This is a genomic window from Actinomadura citrea (assembly GCF_013409045.1).
In the GTDB taxonomy this organism is placed as follows: domain Bacteria; phylum Actinomycetota; class Actinomycetes; order Streptosporangiales; family Streptosporangiaceae; genus Spirillospora; species Spirillospora citrea.
In genome coordinates this window covers 744916-759215 of record NZ_JACCBT010000001.1, presented here as the reverse complement: position 1 = coordinate 759215, position 14300 = coordinate 744916, and the positions used below count along the sequence as shown (strand labels likewise).

13 protein-coding genes are annotated in these 14300 nt (G+C 72.8%); 5 read left to right on the top strand and 8 right to left on the bottom strand.

Going from position 1 to position 14300, the window contains the following annotated elements; all coding sequences use genetic code 11:
* The first annotated feature begins 74 nt into the window (after window positions 1-74).
* The 3 genes from BJ999_RS03820 (at window position 75) to BJ999_RS03810 (ending at window position 3157) form a co-directional block, all read left to right on the top strand.
* Window positions 75-1169: a phospholipase D-like domain-containing protein gene (locus BJ999_RS03820; protein WP_179831984.1), complete on the top strand. Its 1095-nt coding sequence runs from the start codon at window positions 75-77 to the stop codon at window positions 1167-1169.
* A 149-nt stretch (window positions 1170-1318) separates the two neighbouring features.
* Window positions 1319-1747 carry a DUF7144 family membrane protein gene (locus tag BJ999_RS03815; protein WP_179831983.1) on the top strand — a complete coding sequence of 143 codons (429 nt, stop codon included), beginning with the start codon at window positions 1319-1321 and terminating at the stop codon, window positions 1745-1747.
* Between the two features lie 27 nt (window positions 1748-1774).
* Entirely contained in the window at window positions 1775-3157 is a 1383-nt protein-coding gene (locus BJ999_RS03810) for an MFS transporter (RefSeq protein ID WP_179831982.1), read from the top strand.
* On the opposite strand, the gene BJ999_RS03805 is transcribed toward BJ999_RS03810, so the two are convergent.
* From BJ999_RS03805 to BJ999_RS03785, 5 genes are all read right to left on the bottom strand, one after another.
* The gene (locus BJ999_RS03805) at window positions 3154-3558 is read right to left on the bottom strand and encodes an RNA-binding S4 domain-containing protein (RefSeq protein ID WP_179831981.1); all 405 of its coding nucleotides are present in this window, start codon (window positions 3556-3558) and stop codon (window positions 3154-3156) included. The two genes, BJ999_RS03810 and BJ999_RS03805, sit on opposite strands and share 4 nt — an antisense overlap.
* 12 nt (window positions 3559-3570) lie before the next feature.
* The gene (locus BJ999_RS03800; protein WP_179831980.1) at window positions 3571-4536 is read right to left on the bottom strand and encodes a 1-acyl-sn-glycerol-3-phosphate acyltransferase; all 966 of its coding nucleotides are present in this window, start codon (window positions 4534-4536) and stop codon (window positions 3571-3573) included.
* Window position 4537: 1 nt separating this feature from the next.
* Window positions 4538-5374, bottom strand: a complete 837-nt coding sequence (locus BJ999_RS03795; RefSeq protein WP_179831979.1) for a patatin-like phospholipase family protein — start codon at window positions 5372-5374, stop codon at window positions 4538-4540.
* Between the two features lie 221 nt (window positions 5375-5595).
* A complete protein-coding gene (locus BJ999_RS03790) occupies window positions 5596-7524 on the bottom strand; it encodes a glycoside hydrolase family 3 protein (protein ID WP_229810209.1) in 1929 nt (642 codons plus the stop codon).
* Window positions 7525-8015: 491 nt separating this feature from the next.
* Window positions 8016-9074 carry a PRC and DUF2382 domain-containing protein gene (locus tag BJ999_RS03785; RefSeq protein ID WP_179831977.1) on the bottom strand — a complete coding sequence of 353 codons (1059 nt, stop codon included), beginning with the start codon at window positions 9072-9074 and terminating at the stop codon, window positions 8016-8018.
* A 350-nt stretch (window positions 9075-9424) separates the two neighbouring features.
* On the opposite strand from BJ999_RS03785, the gene BJ999_RS03780 reads away from it, so the two are divergent.
* Window positions 9425-10444: a matrixin family metalloprotease gene (locus BJ999_RS03780; RefSeq protein WP_179831976.1), complete on the top strand. Its 1020-nt coding sequence runs from the start codon at window positions 9425-9427 to the stop codon at window positions 10442-10444.
* A 140-nt stretch (window positions 10445-10584) separates the two neighbouring features.
* On the opposite strand, the gene BJ999_RS03775 is transcribed toward BJ999_RS03780, so the two are convergent.
* From BJ999_RS03775 to BJ999_RS03765, 3 genes are all read right to left on the bottom strand, one after another.
* Window positions 10585-11145, bottom strand: a complete 561-nt coding sequence (locus BJ999_RS03775) for a class E sortase (RefSeq protein WP_179831975.1) — start codon at window positions 11143-11145, stop codon at window positions 10585-10587.
* 118 nt (window positions 11146-11263) lie between these two features.
* A complete protein-coding gene (locus BJ999_RS03770; RefSeq protein ID WP_179831974.1) occupies window positions 11264-12283 on the bottom strand; it encodes a chaplin family protein in 1020 nt (339 codons plus the stop codon).
* Between the two features lie 200 nt (window positions 12284-12483).
* A complete protein-coding gene (locus BJ999_RS03765; RefSeq protein ID WP_179831973.1) occupies window positions 12484-13611 on the bottom strand; it encodes a hypothetical protein in 1128 nt (375 codons plus the stop codon).
* A gap of 374 nt (window positions 13612-13985) precedes the next feature.
* Between BJ999_RS03765 and BJ999_RS03760 the strand changes: the two genes are divergently transcribed.
* Window positions 13986-14237, top strand: a complete 252-nt coding sequence (locus BJ999_RS03760) for a hypothetical protein (protein WP_179831972.1) — start codon at window positions 13986-13988, stop codon at window positions 14235-14237.
* Window positions 14238-14300: the final 63 nt, after the last annotated feature.

The window sequence follows — 14300 nt, the reverse complement described above, 5'->3', positions numbered from 1 at the left end:
CCATGTCCAGGCTGGTCGAAGCCGGGCGGCCGGGGAATGCTGGCAGCAAGGGCGGTCGCGGGTTGGGGGGCGTCATGCCGGTACGGGTGGGCGGAATCGAGTTGCACGCGGGTCCGACGGCGCTGGGCGGGCCCGACGATCTGGACGCGGTGATCCGGGAGTTCATCGGCGGCGCGCGGCACACGCTGAGGATCGCGGTCCAGGAGCTGGACTCCCGGGCGGTCACGGACGCGATCCTCGCCGCGCGGGCGGCCGGGGTGCGGGTGCAGATCATCCTGGAGGGGGACTACCTGCGGGAGGAGCGGCCCGCCGCGGACCCGTGGGCGGCGGCCGGGTCCAACGAGGAGAACCGGCTCATCTACGCGGCGCTGCTGCGCGCGGGGGTGGATCTCATCACCGACCTGAACCCGGCGATCTTCCACCAGAAGTTCGTCGTGCGGGACGACGGCGAGTCGACGGCGGCGGTGCTGACCGGGTCGGCGAACTTCACGCTCACCGACACCGGCAAGAACCCGTCGGGGACGCAGAAGGCGGGCAACAACCTCAACCACGTGGTGGTGCTGCGGGGCCAGCGGGCCGCGTCCCTCTACCTGGAGGAGTTCCTGCGGATGCGGTCGGGGACGTTCGGGGCGCTGCACGAGCGGGTCGAGGCGCGTCCCGCGGAGTTCCGGCTGGGCCGGGTCCGGGTGAAGCCGCTGTTCGCGCCCCGGCACGGGCCCGAGATGGAGATCATGAAGCAGATGCTGAAGGCGTCGGCGAGCGTGGACTTCGCGATGTTCACCTTCGCCCGCTCGTCCGGCATCGACGACACCATGATCCGGCTCGCGCCGTCGATGCGGATCCGCGGCGTGCTGGACCACGGGCAGGGCGTCCAGGCCTGGGCCGCGACCGAGCCGCTGAAGGCCGCCGGGGTGGAGCTGTTCGCGAACAGGCGGGGCACCGGGGTACGGAAGGTGCACCACAAGCTGATGGTCGTGGACGAGCGGCTGGTGATCGCCGGCAGCTTCAACTACACCGCGCCCGCGACGACGCTGAACGACGAGAACATCATCGTGCTGGGCGACCTGGAGGAGACCCGCGAGGACGCCGAGACCGGCCAGCGGGCCATCGCCGCCTACGCGCTCAAGGAGATCGAGCGCGTCATCACCGAACTGGCGGAGCCCGCGTAGGCGGGTGGGCGCGGCAGGGCGGACGGCCACGGGCACAGCGCTGCCACATTTGCCTCAACGGGACGTCAAATGCATAGGCGGCATGGTTTGCCCAATACGCATCAAAGGGGACTTCTCGACATGAACATGCAGTTCGATCGGGAGGTCTCATGACGACGAGGATGTCCTACGGGGGCCGATCGGCCTCGACAAGCCAGGGCTACCGAATCTCCGGATGGCTCACCTTCGCGGGGGTGCTCTCCATCGTGGTGGGTGCTTTCAACGTCATCGACGGGGTGGTGGCCCTGTTCAAGGACAGCTACTACGTCGCGAACTCCAACCAGATCCTGGTCTTCGACTTCACCGCCTGGGGCTGGTACTGGCTCGTCCTCGGCGCCCTGCAGATCGTCGTCGGTGTCGGAATCCTCACCGGGAAGATGTGGGCGCGGGTGGTCGGCGTGTTGTTCGCGTTCCTCGCCGCCATCGGGCACCTCGCGTTCCTGGCCGCGTTCCCCCTCTGGTCGGTGCTCACCATCGCGCTGTGCATCCTGCTGATGTACGCGCTCATCGCCCCGCCCCCGGGCGCACGCGGAGACTGACGCCCGGGCGCGGGACGCGGACAGCGGGTGGGCGCCGCACCGGCGGACCGGCTGGGTGGGAGGCGCCAGGCGCGCGTCGTGGTGCTGATGGGCTGCGTCCTCGCGCTGAACGCGGCGGACACCGGGGTCATCGGCGCGATCGTCCACGAGCTGCGCAGCTCCCTGCACATCGGCAACACGCAGGTCGGGGTGCTGACGGCCGCGCCGGCGGCGGTCGGCGCGGTCGCGACGGTGCCGGTGGGGCAGCTCACCGACCGGGTGCGGCGGGTGCCGCTGCTCGCGGGCAGCGTGGTGCTGTGGAGCGTCGCGATGGTCGTCGGGGGGCTGGCGGAGTCCTACGAATGGCTGCTGGCCTCCCGGGTGGCGCTGGGCGCGGTGACGGCGACGGCGGGACCCACGGTGGCGTCCCTGATCGGGGACCTGTTCCCGCCCGAGGAGCGGGCCGCGACGTACGGGCGCATCCTCGCCGGGGAGCTGGTCGGGGTCGGGTTCGGGCTGGTGGCGGGCGGCAACATCGCCGCCTTCGCGAGCTGGCGGGTCTCGTTCTGGTTCGTCGCGCTGCTGGGGTTCGTGCTGGCCGTGCTGTTGTGGAGGATGCTGCCCGAGCCGGCGCGCGGCGCGCGGGCGACCTCCGGCGGACGGGGCGGGGAGGAGCTCGCGCAGCGGCAGGTGGGCGAGGCGGGCGTGCGGCCGGACCCGCGCAACGTCCTCACCGAGGACCCCGAGCGGATGACGCTGCCGCAGGCCGCCCGGTACGTGCTCGCCATCCGCACGAACGTGATCATCATCCTGGCGTCCGCGATGGGCTACTTCTTCTTCGCCGGGCTGCGCACGTTCGCGATGGTCTTCGTTCTGGAGCGGTACGCGGTCGGGCGGGGCGGGCTGTCGGCGTTCGTGCCGGTCGTCGGGGCGGCCGCGCTCGCCGGGGTGCTGATCGGCGGGCGGCTGGCCGACCGGCTCCTGCGCGGCGGGAAGGTGACCGCGCGGGTCGGCGTGCCGGCCGCGGCGTTCGCCGCGTCGGCGCTGCTGTTCCTGCCCGCGCTGCTCACCGACCGGGCGCTGATCGCGCTGCCCCTGCTCACGCTCGGCGCCGCCGCGCTGGCCGCGGCGAACCCGCCGCTGGACGCGGTGCGGCTGGACGTCGTCCACTTCCGGCTGTGGGGGCGCGCGGAGGCCATCCGGACGATCGTGCGCATGTCCGGGGAGGCGGTGGCGCCGGTGCTGTTCGGCTGGCTGTCGGGGGTGCTCGGGGCGGGCCGGGCGGCGGGCGTCGGCCTGGACCGGGTGTTCCTGCTGGCGCTGATCCCGCTGCTGGCCAACGGCCTGCTGCTGCTCAGGGCGCGGCGCGCCTACCCGCGGGACGTCGCGTCGGCGCTGGAGTCCGAGCGCCGCTACGCCAGGGGCTCCTAGTCGTCCTTCGGCGGGTCGTTCAGGACGCGGTAGCGGTCCAGGACGCGTTCGAGCTCGCGGCGGTCGCGCTTGGTGGGACGGCCCGCGCCGCGCTCGCGGCGGCCGATCGGGATGAGCGCCTCGCGCGGCGGCGGGGGCGGGCTCTTGTCGATCAGGCACTCCTGGGCGGCGGGCGCGGAGACCCGCTTGCGGACGATCTTCTGCACCACGACGATCCGCTCCCGCCCGTCATGGCGGAGCCGGACGACGTCCCCCGGCTTGACCGCGGTGGACGGCTTGGCGCGCTCGTCGTTCACGCGGACGTGGCCCGCCCGGCACGCGGTCGTCGCCATCGAGCGGGTCTTCAGCAGCCGCACGGACCAGATCCACAGATCGACCCGCACGGACCCCTCATCGCCCATGCGTCCATGATGTCACTTCGGCGCGGGCACCCGCTGCGTGCTGATCCACGCGTCCGCGCGCTCCCAGTTCTCGTAGAGCCAGCTGACGCGGGCGTCGCGGTCGCCGGGAATGTCCTCGGCGGGCACGCGCCACCAGCGGGCGCGGACGGGCCCGGTCAGCGGGACGCGCCGCCAGATGTCCCCGGCCGTGGCCATGTGGTCCAGCCCGCAGTGCGCGACGAACACCACGTCGGCGGACGGGGCGGAGTCGAGCACGGCCAGCACGCCGCCGGGGCGCGGGGGCATCACGTTGCGCATGGCGGCGGCGCGGGTCGCCTCGTCCGCGCGGCGCATCCGGGCCAGCCGGCGGATCGCGCGGCGGCGGCGCTCCGGGGAGAAGTTGCCGCCCTCGGGGAAGATCAGCAGCGCCTCGCCGGGGCCGAGTCCCTCGGCGAGCCGGCCGACGGCGCCGGCGGCGCCGCCCGGGGTGACGAACACGTTCGGCACCCGGTTGGCGGCGATGTCGATGCAGGGGTCGAGCTGGAGCAGCGCCTTCATGACCACCCGGGGGCGGCGCCGGTACTCGGTCAGCAGGTGGTGGACGATCAGCAGCGCGTCGCCCGGCCCGGCGTGCCGGCTGAGCACGATCAGGGGACGGTCGCCGCCGGAGCCGTCCCAGGTGCCGTCCACCTCGACGCGCAGGCCGAGCCGGCGCTCCGCGGACGCGTAGAGGGCGCCGACGTAGCGGCGGATGATGTCGTAGTGCCGGTCGTCGTGGGTGCGGCGCCGGAGCCACAGCCAGAGGCATTCCAGGACGGCCGCCGTCTCCCGCGTCCCCCACGTGAGGGTGAACCAGAGCAGGCGCAGGGCCCGCTTTCGCTCGCGTCCGGCCAGGGACGTCACCACGTAGCCGACCGGGAAGAGCACCACGACCAGAAGGGTCAGGACGAACAGCAGTGGCGTGCACACCAGGCGGCGCACGAAACGGGGTGGCAGCATCTCACGCTCGCTCTTTGAGGTATTTCAAAGATGCCTGATAGGCGCGCTCGATGTGACCCTGGATTCCGGACGCGTTCCTGTAGCGGACCTGGGTGAGGTCGACTCCTGCCTTCTGCGTCCTGGCCCCGGCGGGCAGGACGTGGACGTTCAGGCCCTCCGGGAGGTTCGCCATCTCCTCGAAGAAGCGGTGCCGGCGCGCGATCTCGAAGGCGACGAGGCCGACCTCCCAGGGCCGGCGCGGGGGGGCGAGGGCGCGCTCGATCCGGCCGACGTGCAGGACGTAGATGTCGGTGGCGCCGAGCATCACGGCCCGGCTGACCGGGATGCTGTGCACGAGGCCGCCGTCGTAGAAGTGCCGCTCCCCCACCCGGACCGGCGGCAGCAGCCCCGGCGCGGCCGACGAGGCGAGCACCGCCGGGATCAGCGGGCCCTCGGTGAACCAGTGCGCCATCGCCGTCTCGATGCCGGCGGCGACGCACTGGAACGGGACCTCCAGGTCCTCGAACGACGGGACGGGGAGCAGCTCGTCCAGCATGCGGCGCAGCGGCTCGCCCGAGTGCAGGTGCGTGCCGGACCGGGCGAGCCTCCACAGCCGGGCGAGGACGGGCGAGCCGAACACGTCGCGGACGGACTCGTCCGACCACAGGCTGGTGAGCCGCTCGACGGCCGCGTCCGGCCCGGCCGCGACGAACACGCCGTTGAGCGCGCCGATCGAGGTCCCGACGACGAGGTCGGGACGGACGCCGGTCTCCCGCAGCGCCCGGAGCATGCCGACCTCGTGCGCGCCGAGCACGCCTCCGCCCCCGAGGACGAACGCCGTCCGCGGCTCCCGTTCCACCCGGTCTCCCTTCGCGCTCCGCCCGTCGGGCGCTGGATGCAGCTTCACCCAGGGGAAGAGGGATAAACCGGACCCGGAACGGGCGACCCCATGACCTGCGGGGCATCCGCCGAGGGGGCCGGCCGCCCTGGGGGTGGGGCGGGCGACCGGCCCCCGGCGCCGGACGCCGGTCGGTGCTGGAAGCGGGTCAGTGGTGGACGCGGGTCAGTGGTGGACGCGGGTCAGTGGTGGACGCGGGTCTTCAGGCCGTAGCCGTAGGGGAACAGCGGCCGGTAGTCCCGGTCGCCGACGTTGATCGGCTCCTGCGCCTCGGCGCGCGGCCAGGTCACCGGGAGCCTGCCGGTGAAGGCGCGCCTGCCGAACAGGACGTCCGCGACACCGGCGCCCTCGCTGCCGGGCAGCCAGGACATGACGAACGCGTCCGTCTTCGCCAGCTGGTCGGTGACGATCTGCGGGCGTCCCGCGACGTCCAGGACGACGCAGGTCCTGATGGCCGAGCAGACCTTGTCGACGGCGGCCTCGTCGGCGTCGGACAGGTTCAGCGTGTGGCCGTTGCCGACGTCGCCGACGCCCTCGGCGTACGGCTTCTCGCCGACGACCACGATGCCGACGTCGTTGCCGGCCGTCGGCGCCGAGGCGTCCTGGCTGTAGGTGACCTGGGAGGAGTTCTGCCTGATGCCGTCCAGGATCGTCGTGCCCGGGATGATGTCGCCGGACGAGCCCTGCCAGGTGACCGTCCAGCCGCCGGCCTGGTTGCCGATGTCGTCGGCGTTGGCGCCGGCCACGTAGATGCGCTGGTTCCTGCGCAGCGGCAGCGCGTTCCCGGAGTTCTTCAGCAGGACCTGCGACTTGGCGACGGCCTCGCGGGCGACCGCGCGATGCTCGGGCGACCCGATCGTCCCGGCGTTGCCGCGGTCGGTGTAGGGGTGCTCGAACAGGCCGAGCTCGAACTTGGCCTTCAGGATGCGGGCGACCGCGTCGTCGATCCGCGACATCGGCACGCGGCCCGCCTGCACCTCCGCCAGCAGCGTCTGGACGAACTGCGGCGTGCTGTAGGGCTCCATGAACATGTCCATGCCGGCGTTCACCGACGTGCGGACCTGCGTGGCGTAGTCGCCCGGGATCTGGTGGATCGCCTCCCAGTCGCTGATGAGGAAGCCGTCGAACCCGATCTTCTTCTTGAGGACGTCGGTCAGCAGCTCCTTGTGCGCGCTCATCTTGACCGGGTTGCCGACGCCGTCCTCCTTCCAGTCCACGCTGGAGAACGACGGCATGATGCTGCCGACGCCGTACTTCTTGACCGCCACGACGTAGGGGGCCAGGTCGACCGCCGCGAAGTGCTCGCGGTCGGTGACGGTGACGCCCTGGTCGATGGTGTACGTGCCGCTGGTGGACGAGCCGAACACCGTGTCGCCGTCACCGGCGAAGTGCTTGGCCGTCGCCAGGACGTGGCGGTTCGTGGCGAGGTCGCTCCTGCGCCGTCCCTCGAAGCCCTCCAGACCGGTCTCCATCTGAACGACCAGGCGCGGGTCCTCGCCGAAGCTCTCGTATGCGCGTCCCCACCGCAGGTCACGGGTGACGCAGACGCAGGGGGCGAACACCCACTGGGGTCCGGTCGCCTTCGTCTCGATGGCCGTGATCTGCTCCTCCCGGCGGACGAGGCCGGGGTCGCGGGTCGCGCCCATCGCGATGTTGTGCGGGAAGACGGTGGCGCCGACGAGGTTGTTGTGGCCGTGCACCGAGTCGACGCCGTACAGGAGCGGGATCTTCAGGCGGGTCGCCAGCGCCTTGGACTGGTAGGCGTCGACCATGTCCGCCCAGCCCGCGGGGGTGTTGTCGGCAGGCGTCGATCCGCCGCCGGACAGCACCGACCCGAGGGCCAGCTTCGTGATCTGGTCGCGGTCGCCGTCGATGGCGCCGCGCTCGGCCTGCGCCATCTGGCCGATCTTCTCTTGCGGGGTCATGCGGCCGAGCAGGTCCTTCACCCGGTCCGCCACGGGCAGCCGCGGGTTCAGGTACGGGGCCTGCCGGGGGCCGTCGGCGGCGGCGGACTGCGCAGCGAGGGCCGAGGGAAGGGCGGCGACGGTCGCGAGCGCGACCAGTGATCGCCCGATCCGGGTGGCGATGGCACGTCTGCGGGAGTGTGGCAACTCGTCCCTCCTGGGTCGCTCCGAAGGACGCCGTGCGGCCCGGCGGACCGCGCTCGGCCGGACGCCGGGGTCCTGGCTCGCCCGGACGGCCATGACCCCTGCGCCGGCGACGTCACCTGGAACCTCCCCCGCCGCCGGGCGGCTGTCAATGGATCTTCACCAGCCCGGCCGCGGCCTTGTGGAAATCATGGAAGAGGGCTTGACGGAGACTAAATTCACAAGTTGAATCATGGATCGAACAAAGCCGGTCGGGCGGGTGGGGGGCGCGCATGCCCCACCCGCCCGGCCGCTGTGCGCTCGGGGCGCCCGCGCCCGCCGAAACGTGCCGCAACTCCTGCCCCGTTGGCCACACCCGGCCATCCAGCGTTCGCGCGGGGCCCTACCCCGGCAGGCACGACCCCGGCAGGCACGCCGGAGCGGGTGCCCCGCCGGCCGGCGGGTGAGCATCGACCGGCGGGACGCTCCGCCATCCGGGGTGGCTCGAAATCAGGTCACGCGGAGGGGCCGCCGCCCTCACCGCGCTCCTCGCGGCGGGGACCGCGGGCGCCGTCGTCGCGCGTGACCTCGATCCGCTCCTTGCGGAGCTCGCCGCGGACGGTCTGCTCGTCCTGCACCTGCTCGGTGCGGAGCCGGACGCGCTCGACCGGCACGGTCTCCTTGGAGATGACCGGACGCTCCTCGTAGAGGATGATCTCCTGGTCCGCCTCGGCGATGGTCACCTGCGGGTCCGGACGGCCGCCGGCGATGGGCTCGCGGTCGATCCGGATCTCCTCGTGCGAGACCGGGATCGTCTGCTCGACCATCTCGGTCTCGATCCACTTGCGCACCCGGACGCGGCCGGCCTCGTGCCGCTCGGTGCCGATGCGCATCTGCTCCTCGGACCGGGTGATCTCGGTCATCGGCGCCTCGGCGCCCTCGCGCGCCGACTGGGGCGGCATGGACCGCCCGGCGGCCCGCTCACCGGCCGAGCCGCGCTTGCCGCGCTCGGGGTGGACGGCCATCCCGGCGGCGCCCGCCGTCCCCGCGGTCCCGGTCGTTCCCGTGGTTCCGGCCGTTCCGGTGGTGCCCCTCGTCTCGGCGGTGCCCCGGGTGTCGGTGGTGTCGCTCGTGTCGGTGGTCTCGCTCGTGTCGGTGGTGCCCGTGGCGGCGGCCGTGCCTGCCGCGCCCGCCATGCCCGCGCTCTCGGTCGTCTCGGACGTGCCCGTCTCCGCCTCCCCGCCCGTGCGGCGGCCGCCCGGGGGACGCACTCCGTAATGCCGGTACAGGTCCACGATCTGCGCATGCGACAGGTGCTCGTCGGCGTCGACGTTCGGGGCGCCCTTGATGGTCTCCTTGTCGTACGGGACCTGCAGCGCGTCCTCTGCCTTGTGGGCCCCGGACAGCGGGACGAAGCTCTCACGCATCCCGAACCAGCCGGTGTGCACGGTCACCCACTCCGGGGAACCGGAGTCGTCGTTGAGGTAGACCTGCTTGACCGTGCCGACCTTCGTCCCATGGGTGTCGGTCACGCTCATCCCCATGAGCTCCCGCACCTGTGTCTGCGTCTGCACGTTGAGCACCTCCGCTTCCGTGAACGCTCCCGGACGGCGGGGGGCCGGGGGGAGGTGGAGCCCGCCACTCGGTAGCGGTGTTCAGTTGATCCCGAGTTGCCGCATTACCTGCTGCTTTTCCGGACAGGGTCGCTATAAACGCGTTTGCAGGATTATGGGGGACGATCTACCACATATTTACAGTGACCACCCCGTCGCCCCCGCCCCCCTTTTCCGACATAAGCCCACAAGCGACTCATTTGCGAATGGCGCCTTTGTCAATATGGTGATCATTTTATCCGGGCACGGTTTTCCTCGCCCCGCTCCACGCGAAGACTGCGAGGGACGTTCCCACACATCGGAGAACCGATATGCGTGACTTTTCTCGGACGCCCCGGCGGCCATGGGCGGCACCGGCGACAGCGGCGGCCACCCTGGCGGCGGCGGTGTCGGCCGCCCTGGCGTGCACGGCGTTCACGGGAGCCGGGGCCACCGCGGTCCGGCGCCCGCCCACCTGGTGCAAGCCCGGCGGGGCGCTCACCGCCCGCGCGATGCCACAGAAGATCAAGATCGCCGACTGCGACCTGCGCGGACGGGCGGTGCGCGGCGCGAACGGGCTCACGGCGACGGTCCCGTCCGACGGGACCAGCCTGATCGCGTACGCGCTGCGCACCGACGGCGCCGCCGAGCTGCGCATCCGGGTGGACTCCCGGGCGGGCGAGATCAGCATCGGCACGTCCGGCGACCGGGTGCCGCAGGGCAGGCCGCGCCAGTTCCGGGCGCCGGCGGACGCGTGCCAGGACGGCGCGTACCGTCCCCAGCCCAGCAGGTGGCCGAAGGGCACCGCCGTCCAGTGGAGCTACTACGCCGGGACGGCCGGCCTGCCGAGGGATCCCATCGCCAGGGGCATCGCCACCATGGCCGAGGCCCGCACCGACTGCACGGGCGCGGGACGCTTCACGCCCCCGCCGGACGTGACCGGGCGCTACGCGGGCCAGAGCAGCCGGCCCCCGAACGTGACGGGCGCGGCCGCCTGCGGGACCCGGGACCGGGCCAACACGTTCGGCTGGCTGGCCATGCCGAGCGCGGAGACCCCGGTCCTCGCGGCGACCTGCTCGTGGTTCTCCGGCGCGACGACGGTCGAGACGGACATGGCGGTGCAGGCGCGGGGCAAGCGGTGGTGGACCGGCGGGACGTGCCCGTCCGGGAGCTACTCCGCCGAGGCGGTCGCGGCGCACGAGGCGGGCCATGTCTTCGGCCTCTCCCACGTCGAGGGCGCCGAGCACCGCATGCTCACGATGACGCCGTCCCTCGCGTCCTGCGACAACGGCCCCGCCACGCTCGGCAAGGGCGACTACGACGGACTGATCGCTCTCTACGGCGGACGCTGAGCGGCGCGAGCCGCACGCGCCGTCCCAGCGTCCCGCCGCGGAGCGGAATCAGACCCGGTGCAAGTTCAGGCACAGGGCAGGTCGAACACGGAGCAAGTCGAACACGGAGCAAGCCGAACACGGAGCGGGCCGGGCTCGGCTCAGCGCTTGGGGTCGATCTTGCCGACCACGACGAGGCGGTGCCGGTCCGAACCCTTGGGCGTGCAGGTGACGAGCGTGAGGTACCTGCCGTGGGGCGCGCTGGCCCGCCTGAACGGCACCGGCTCCAGGGCCCGCCGGTCCCGGGGGTCGATCACGCGCTTGGTCCGCACCCGGTACACGTAGGATCTGCGGCCCACCCGCAGGACGATCCGGTCGCCGCGCCGCATCCTGTCGAGCTGGTAGAACGGGGCGCGCCAGGTCGTCCGGTGGCCGAGCAGGACGGCGTTGCCCTCGTGCCCGGGGAGCGCCGTCCCCGGGTAGTGCCCGGCGCCGCGCCGCAGCACCGCCTCGCTGACACCCTGCCTGACGCCCATCTTCAGGCCCATCCGCTTGATCCGGATTTGCGCGATCAGCGCGCCGGCCCGCGGCCGGGACGCGGTGACCGCCGCCGGAGCGGTGGCCACCGCCGGAGCGGCGTGCGCCCCGGTCACGACGCCGGTGACGGGCACGGCACAGCACGCGGCGAGAGCCGCCGCGAACAGGGACTTTCGGTCGAGCATGGTTCCCCTCCATCGATCGGGGCTCTGCTGACACCGGTGACATGGGAAGGGGCGGCACGTCTGCCGCCCCTTCTCCGTCGTTCGTCGGCCGCGGATCGTCATCCAGGCCGACGCTTGCTCAGTGCAGGATCGGAGTGCCGAGGTTGACGGGCGCGTCCTTGCCCGCGGGCACCTTCGGGCCGATCTGACCGGGCTTGACGTCGACTCCGGGCACCTTCACGGTCCTCCTGAGCCCGTCCACGAACCCCTTGACGGCCGGCAGGGCGTCCGCGCGGCGGTAGTTCGGGGCGGTTTTCGGCGCGGTGTTCGCGATGCGGGAGCCTTCCGAGCGCATCGTCGAGGGCAGCTTCTTGTGCTTGGCGGCCGGACGGTGCTTGGACGGCTTGTAGGGCTTCTTCTTCGGCGTCCGCAGGGTGGGCGGCAGCTCCTTGTGCCCGTGCCCTTCCTCGACGGTCGCCCCGCCCTTGCACTGCGCCTCCGCGAGGCCGAGCAGCGAGACGGCGTTGCCGCACGCGTTGATCGGGGCCTTGATCGGGATGTAGGCCTGGGTGCCGTTCGCGGCGCCGAAGTTGCCCTTGCTCGTCATCTTCACCTTGGGGTCGCCGGTCCGCTTGACGGACGCGCCGCCCTTGCACGCGGCCTGCGCGGCGCCGAGCACGCCGACGGCGTTGCCGCAGACGTCGACGGGGATGCTGATCGGCGCGAACACCTGGGTGCCGTTCAGCAGCCCGAAGTTGCCGGCGCTCGTCATGTCGACGCCGCGGCCGCCGTGGTCGCCGCCCCAGCCGCCGCCGTCCCAGTCGCCGGCCGTCCGGTAGGCCGAGCCTCCGGCGTGCCGGTAGCCGCTCTCCTTGACGGACGCGCCGCCCTTGCACTGGGCCCGCGAGAGCCCGGCGACCGCGACGGCGTTGCCGCAGACGTTGACGGGGATGCTGATCGGCGCGAACACCTGGGTGCCGTTCAGCAGCCCGAAGTTGCCGGCGCTCGTCATGTCGACGCCGCGGCCGCCGCCGTGACCGCCGCCGAACGCGGACTCGGCGGCGTTGGCCGGGACCGCGGTGGCGAAGGCGGTTCCGACGGCGAGGGCGCTCGCGGCCACCAGAGCGGCGCGGCCGGTGTTCCTGGACCAGATACGCATGATGTGTAGTGCTCCTGTCGGTTCTTTGCGAATCGGTGGTGATCGGTGGTGATCGCTGCGCGGCACCATCCGGGTGGGCGCAGGACTGGCAGCGGCCAGGCGCGGCCATTGCCTTCCGGGAAAGATCGAGGTGAGGGCGGGCGGCGTGCGTCGCGCACGCGGCCGCCGTGAACCGGCCGTTCACGGCCGGGCGGGGGTTCCTAGTCGGGGACGACGGAGGGTCCGCCGGGCGCGGCCACGTCGCGCAGCGCCGTACGGCGGAAGGTGCCCGGGTCCGCGGCGGACGGCGCCGCCGCGTAGGGGCGGTTCAGCAGATCGGCGATCGGGGCGAACGGATGCCCGCCCCCCGAGCCGCCGCCGCGCGGGCCGTCCTGACCGGACGGGAGCGCGGGCCCGGGTGAGGGAGCGCGGTGGTCGCCGCGGCAGCCCGTGCAAGGCTCGGCGCTCTCGTGCGCCGGTCCGGCCGCGGCCACCGTGAACGGCACGGCGGCGGACCTGGTGTGCGCCTTGGCGACGGGCGCCGCCTCGGCCGGTACCTGGTCGACGCCGCGCCGTGCCTTCGGCCCCTGCCGGGCGTCGGGCATCGCGCCCTCCGGCAGCAGCGGCCGCTGGTCCGTCACCCGGTGGACGAGCCCTCCGATGACGGGACGCCCCTGAAGGAGGTCGGGCACCCCCACGTGCGGGACACCGGCCTCGTCGGCCACGTCCCGCACCTGACGGACGGCCCGGTCCTTGCCATCGAGCACATCCTGCTGCCGCGCCCGAAGGTAGCGGACGGGATGGTCGCCGATCTCCCCCACGCCGCCGGAGACGGCGCCGGGAACAGAACCGGGGACCGCGCTTGGAACAGAGCCCGGGACGGCATCGGGAAGAGCTCCCGAGACGCCGACCGGAGACTCGAAGCGCCGCCCCTGCCCGTGATGGCGAACGTGCCCGTGATGGCGAACCCGCCCGTCGTGACGAACCCGGCCGTCGTGACGGACCAGCCCCTCATGGCGAACCCGGCCGTCGTGACGGACCTGCCCGTCGTGACGGGACCGGCGGGTGTGGTCGGCGGTGAGGTGATCGAGTGCGGCCGCGGCGTCCAGGTTGGCGACGCGCGGGGCCTGGCCGATCAGGCCGTGGTCGTCCTGCGCGGCGTCCGGGCCGGCGGCGGGGTGTGCGGCCCGCTCGGCGGCGAAGGCGGAGTGGGTCAGCGCGGAGAGCGTGAGCCATCCCGCGAACACGAGGCCCGCGATCGCGACCATGCGCACCAGAGCGGAGGGGAGGGCGTGCCGCGGCCGACCCTGCGGGCGCTCGGCCCCGCGCTGGATCGGTTCGGTGTGCACAGCCGCTTCCCCTCGTCGTCGCGGCCGTCTTCAGGCCGCTTTCTGGTCCCGGTCGTTCCGGTCGGCAAGAACGTAGCACCGCGACGGAACCGATCAAGGAGCCATTGGCCGGTCTCCCGGCGTGTCTTCCCATCATTTACCGTGGCATTAATCTGGCTTTTATCGCGGCCGGTTTCCCGGCACCCATCGCCCTTTTTGCCAGGCTCTTGCATTTTGTCGATACGCACACGCTTTCTTCGGGGCCTCGGTGCCCTTGCGGGACCGGCAGGCGCCGCCCGTATGCCTGGCGTCCGGGAGAAGCATGGCGGACGGTATCGGTGCGCTACATTCGGTGAACAGGCGGTCACTCCTGGCCGTCCAGCGAGGAGCCTGCGATGATCGATCCCTCGTCCGCGATGGGGCGCCTGCTGCCCGCGCGTACCCATCGCCCCCGGCGCGAGGCCCGCCGGTTCGTCACCCGCGCCGACGCCGACCTGATCATGCTCTCCACCGTTTCCACCGCTCAGGAGGCGACGCCCGCGCGCGGCCGGTGCGGCGCGTGGACGCTCTACTCGCGCCTGCAGTGGTCCGTGGCCGTCGCCAGGGCCGAGCGCGCGCGCCGCCGGGCGCGGCCGCCCTGGGTGTGACGACCGGCCGGTTCCGGAGAACCGGAAGCCGGCGGGCGCCCTGAGGCGCACCGCCGGCCCGGA

Excerpts from the sequence above, each read along its gene's own strand:
- BJ999_RS03820 (WP_179831984.1), top strand. The coding sequence starts at position 75 with ATGCCGGTACGGGTGGGCGGAATCGAGTTGCACGCGGGTCCGACGGCG.
- BJ999_RS03815 (WP_179831983.1), top strand. The coding sequence starts at position 1,319 with ATGACGACGAGGATGTCCTACGGGGGCCGATCGGCCTCGACAAGCCAG.
- BJ999_RS03805 (WP_179831981.1), bottom strand. The coding sequence starts at position 3,558 with ATGGGCGATGAGGGGTCCGTGCGGGTCGATCTGTGGATCTGGTCCGTG.
- BJ999_RS03800 (WP_179831980.1), bottom strand. The coding sequence starts at position 4,536 with ATGCTGCCACCCCGTTTCGTGCGCCGCCTGGTGTGCACGCCACTGCTG.
- BJ999_RS03780 (WP_179831976.1), top strand. The coding sequence starts at position 9,425 with ATGCGTGACTTTTCTCGGACGCCCCGGCGGCCATGGGCGGCACCGGCG.
- BJ999_RS03775 (WP_179831975.1), bottom strand. The coding sequence starts at position 11,145 with ATGCTCGACCGAAAGTCCCTGTTCGCGGCGGCTCTCGCCGCGTGCTGT.
- BJ999_RS03770 (WP_179831974.1), bottom strand. The coding sequence starts at position 12,283 with ATGCGTATCTGGTCCAGGAACACCGGCCGCGCCGCTCTGGTGGCCGCG.
- BJ999_RS03760 (WP_179831972.1), top strand. The coding sequence starts at position 13,986 with ATGATCGATCCCTCGTCCGCGATGGGGCGCCTGCTGCCCGCGCGTACC.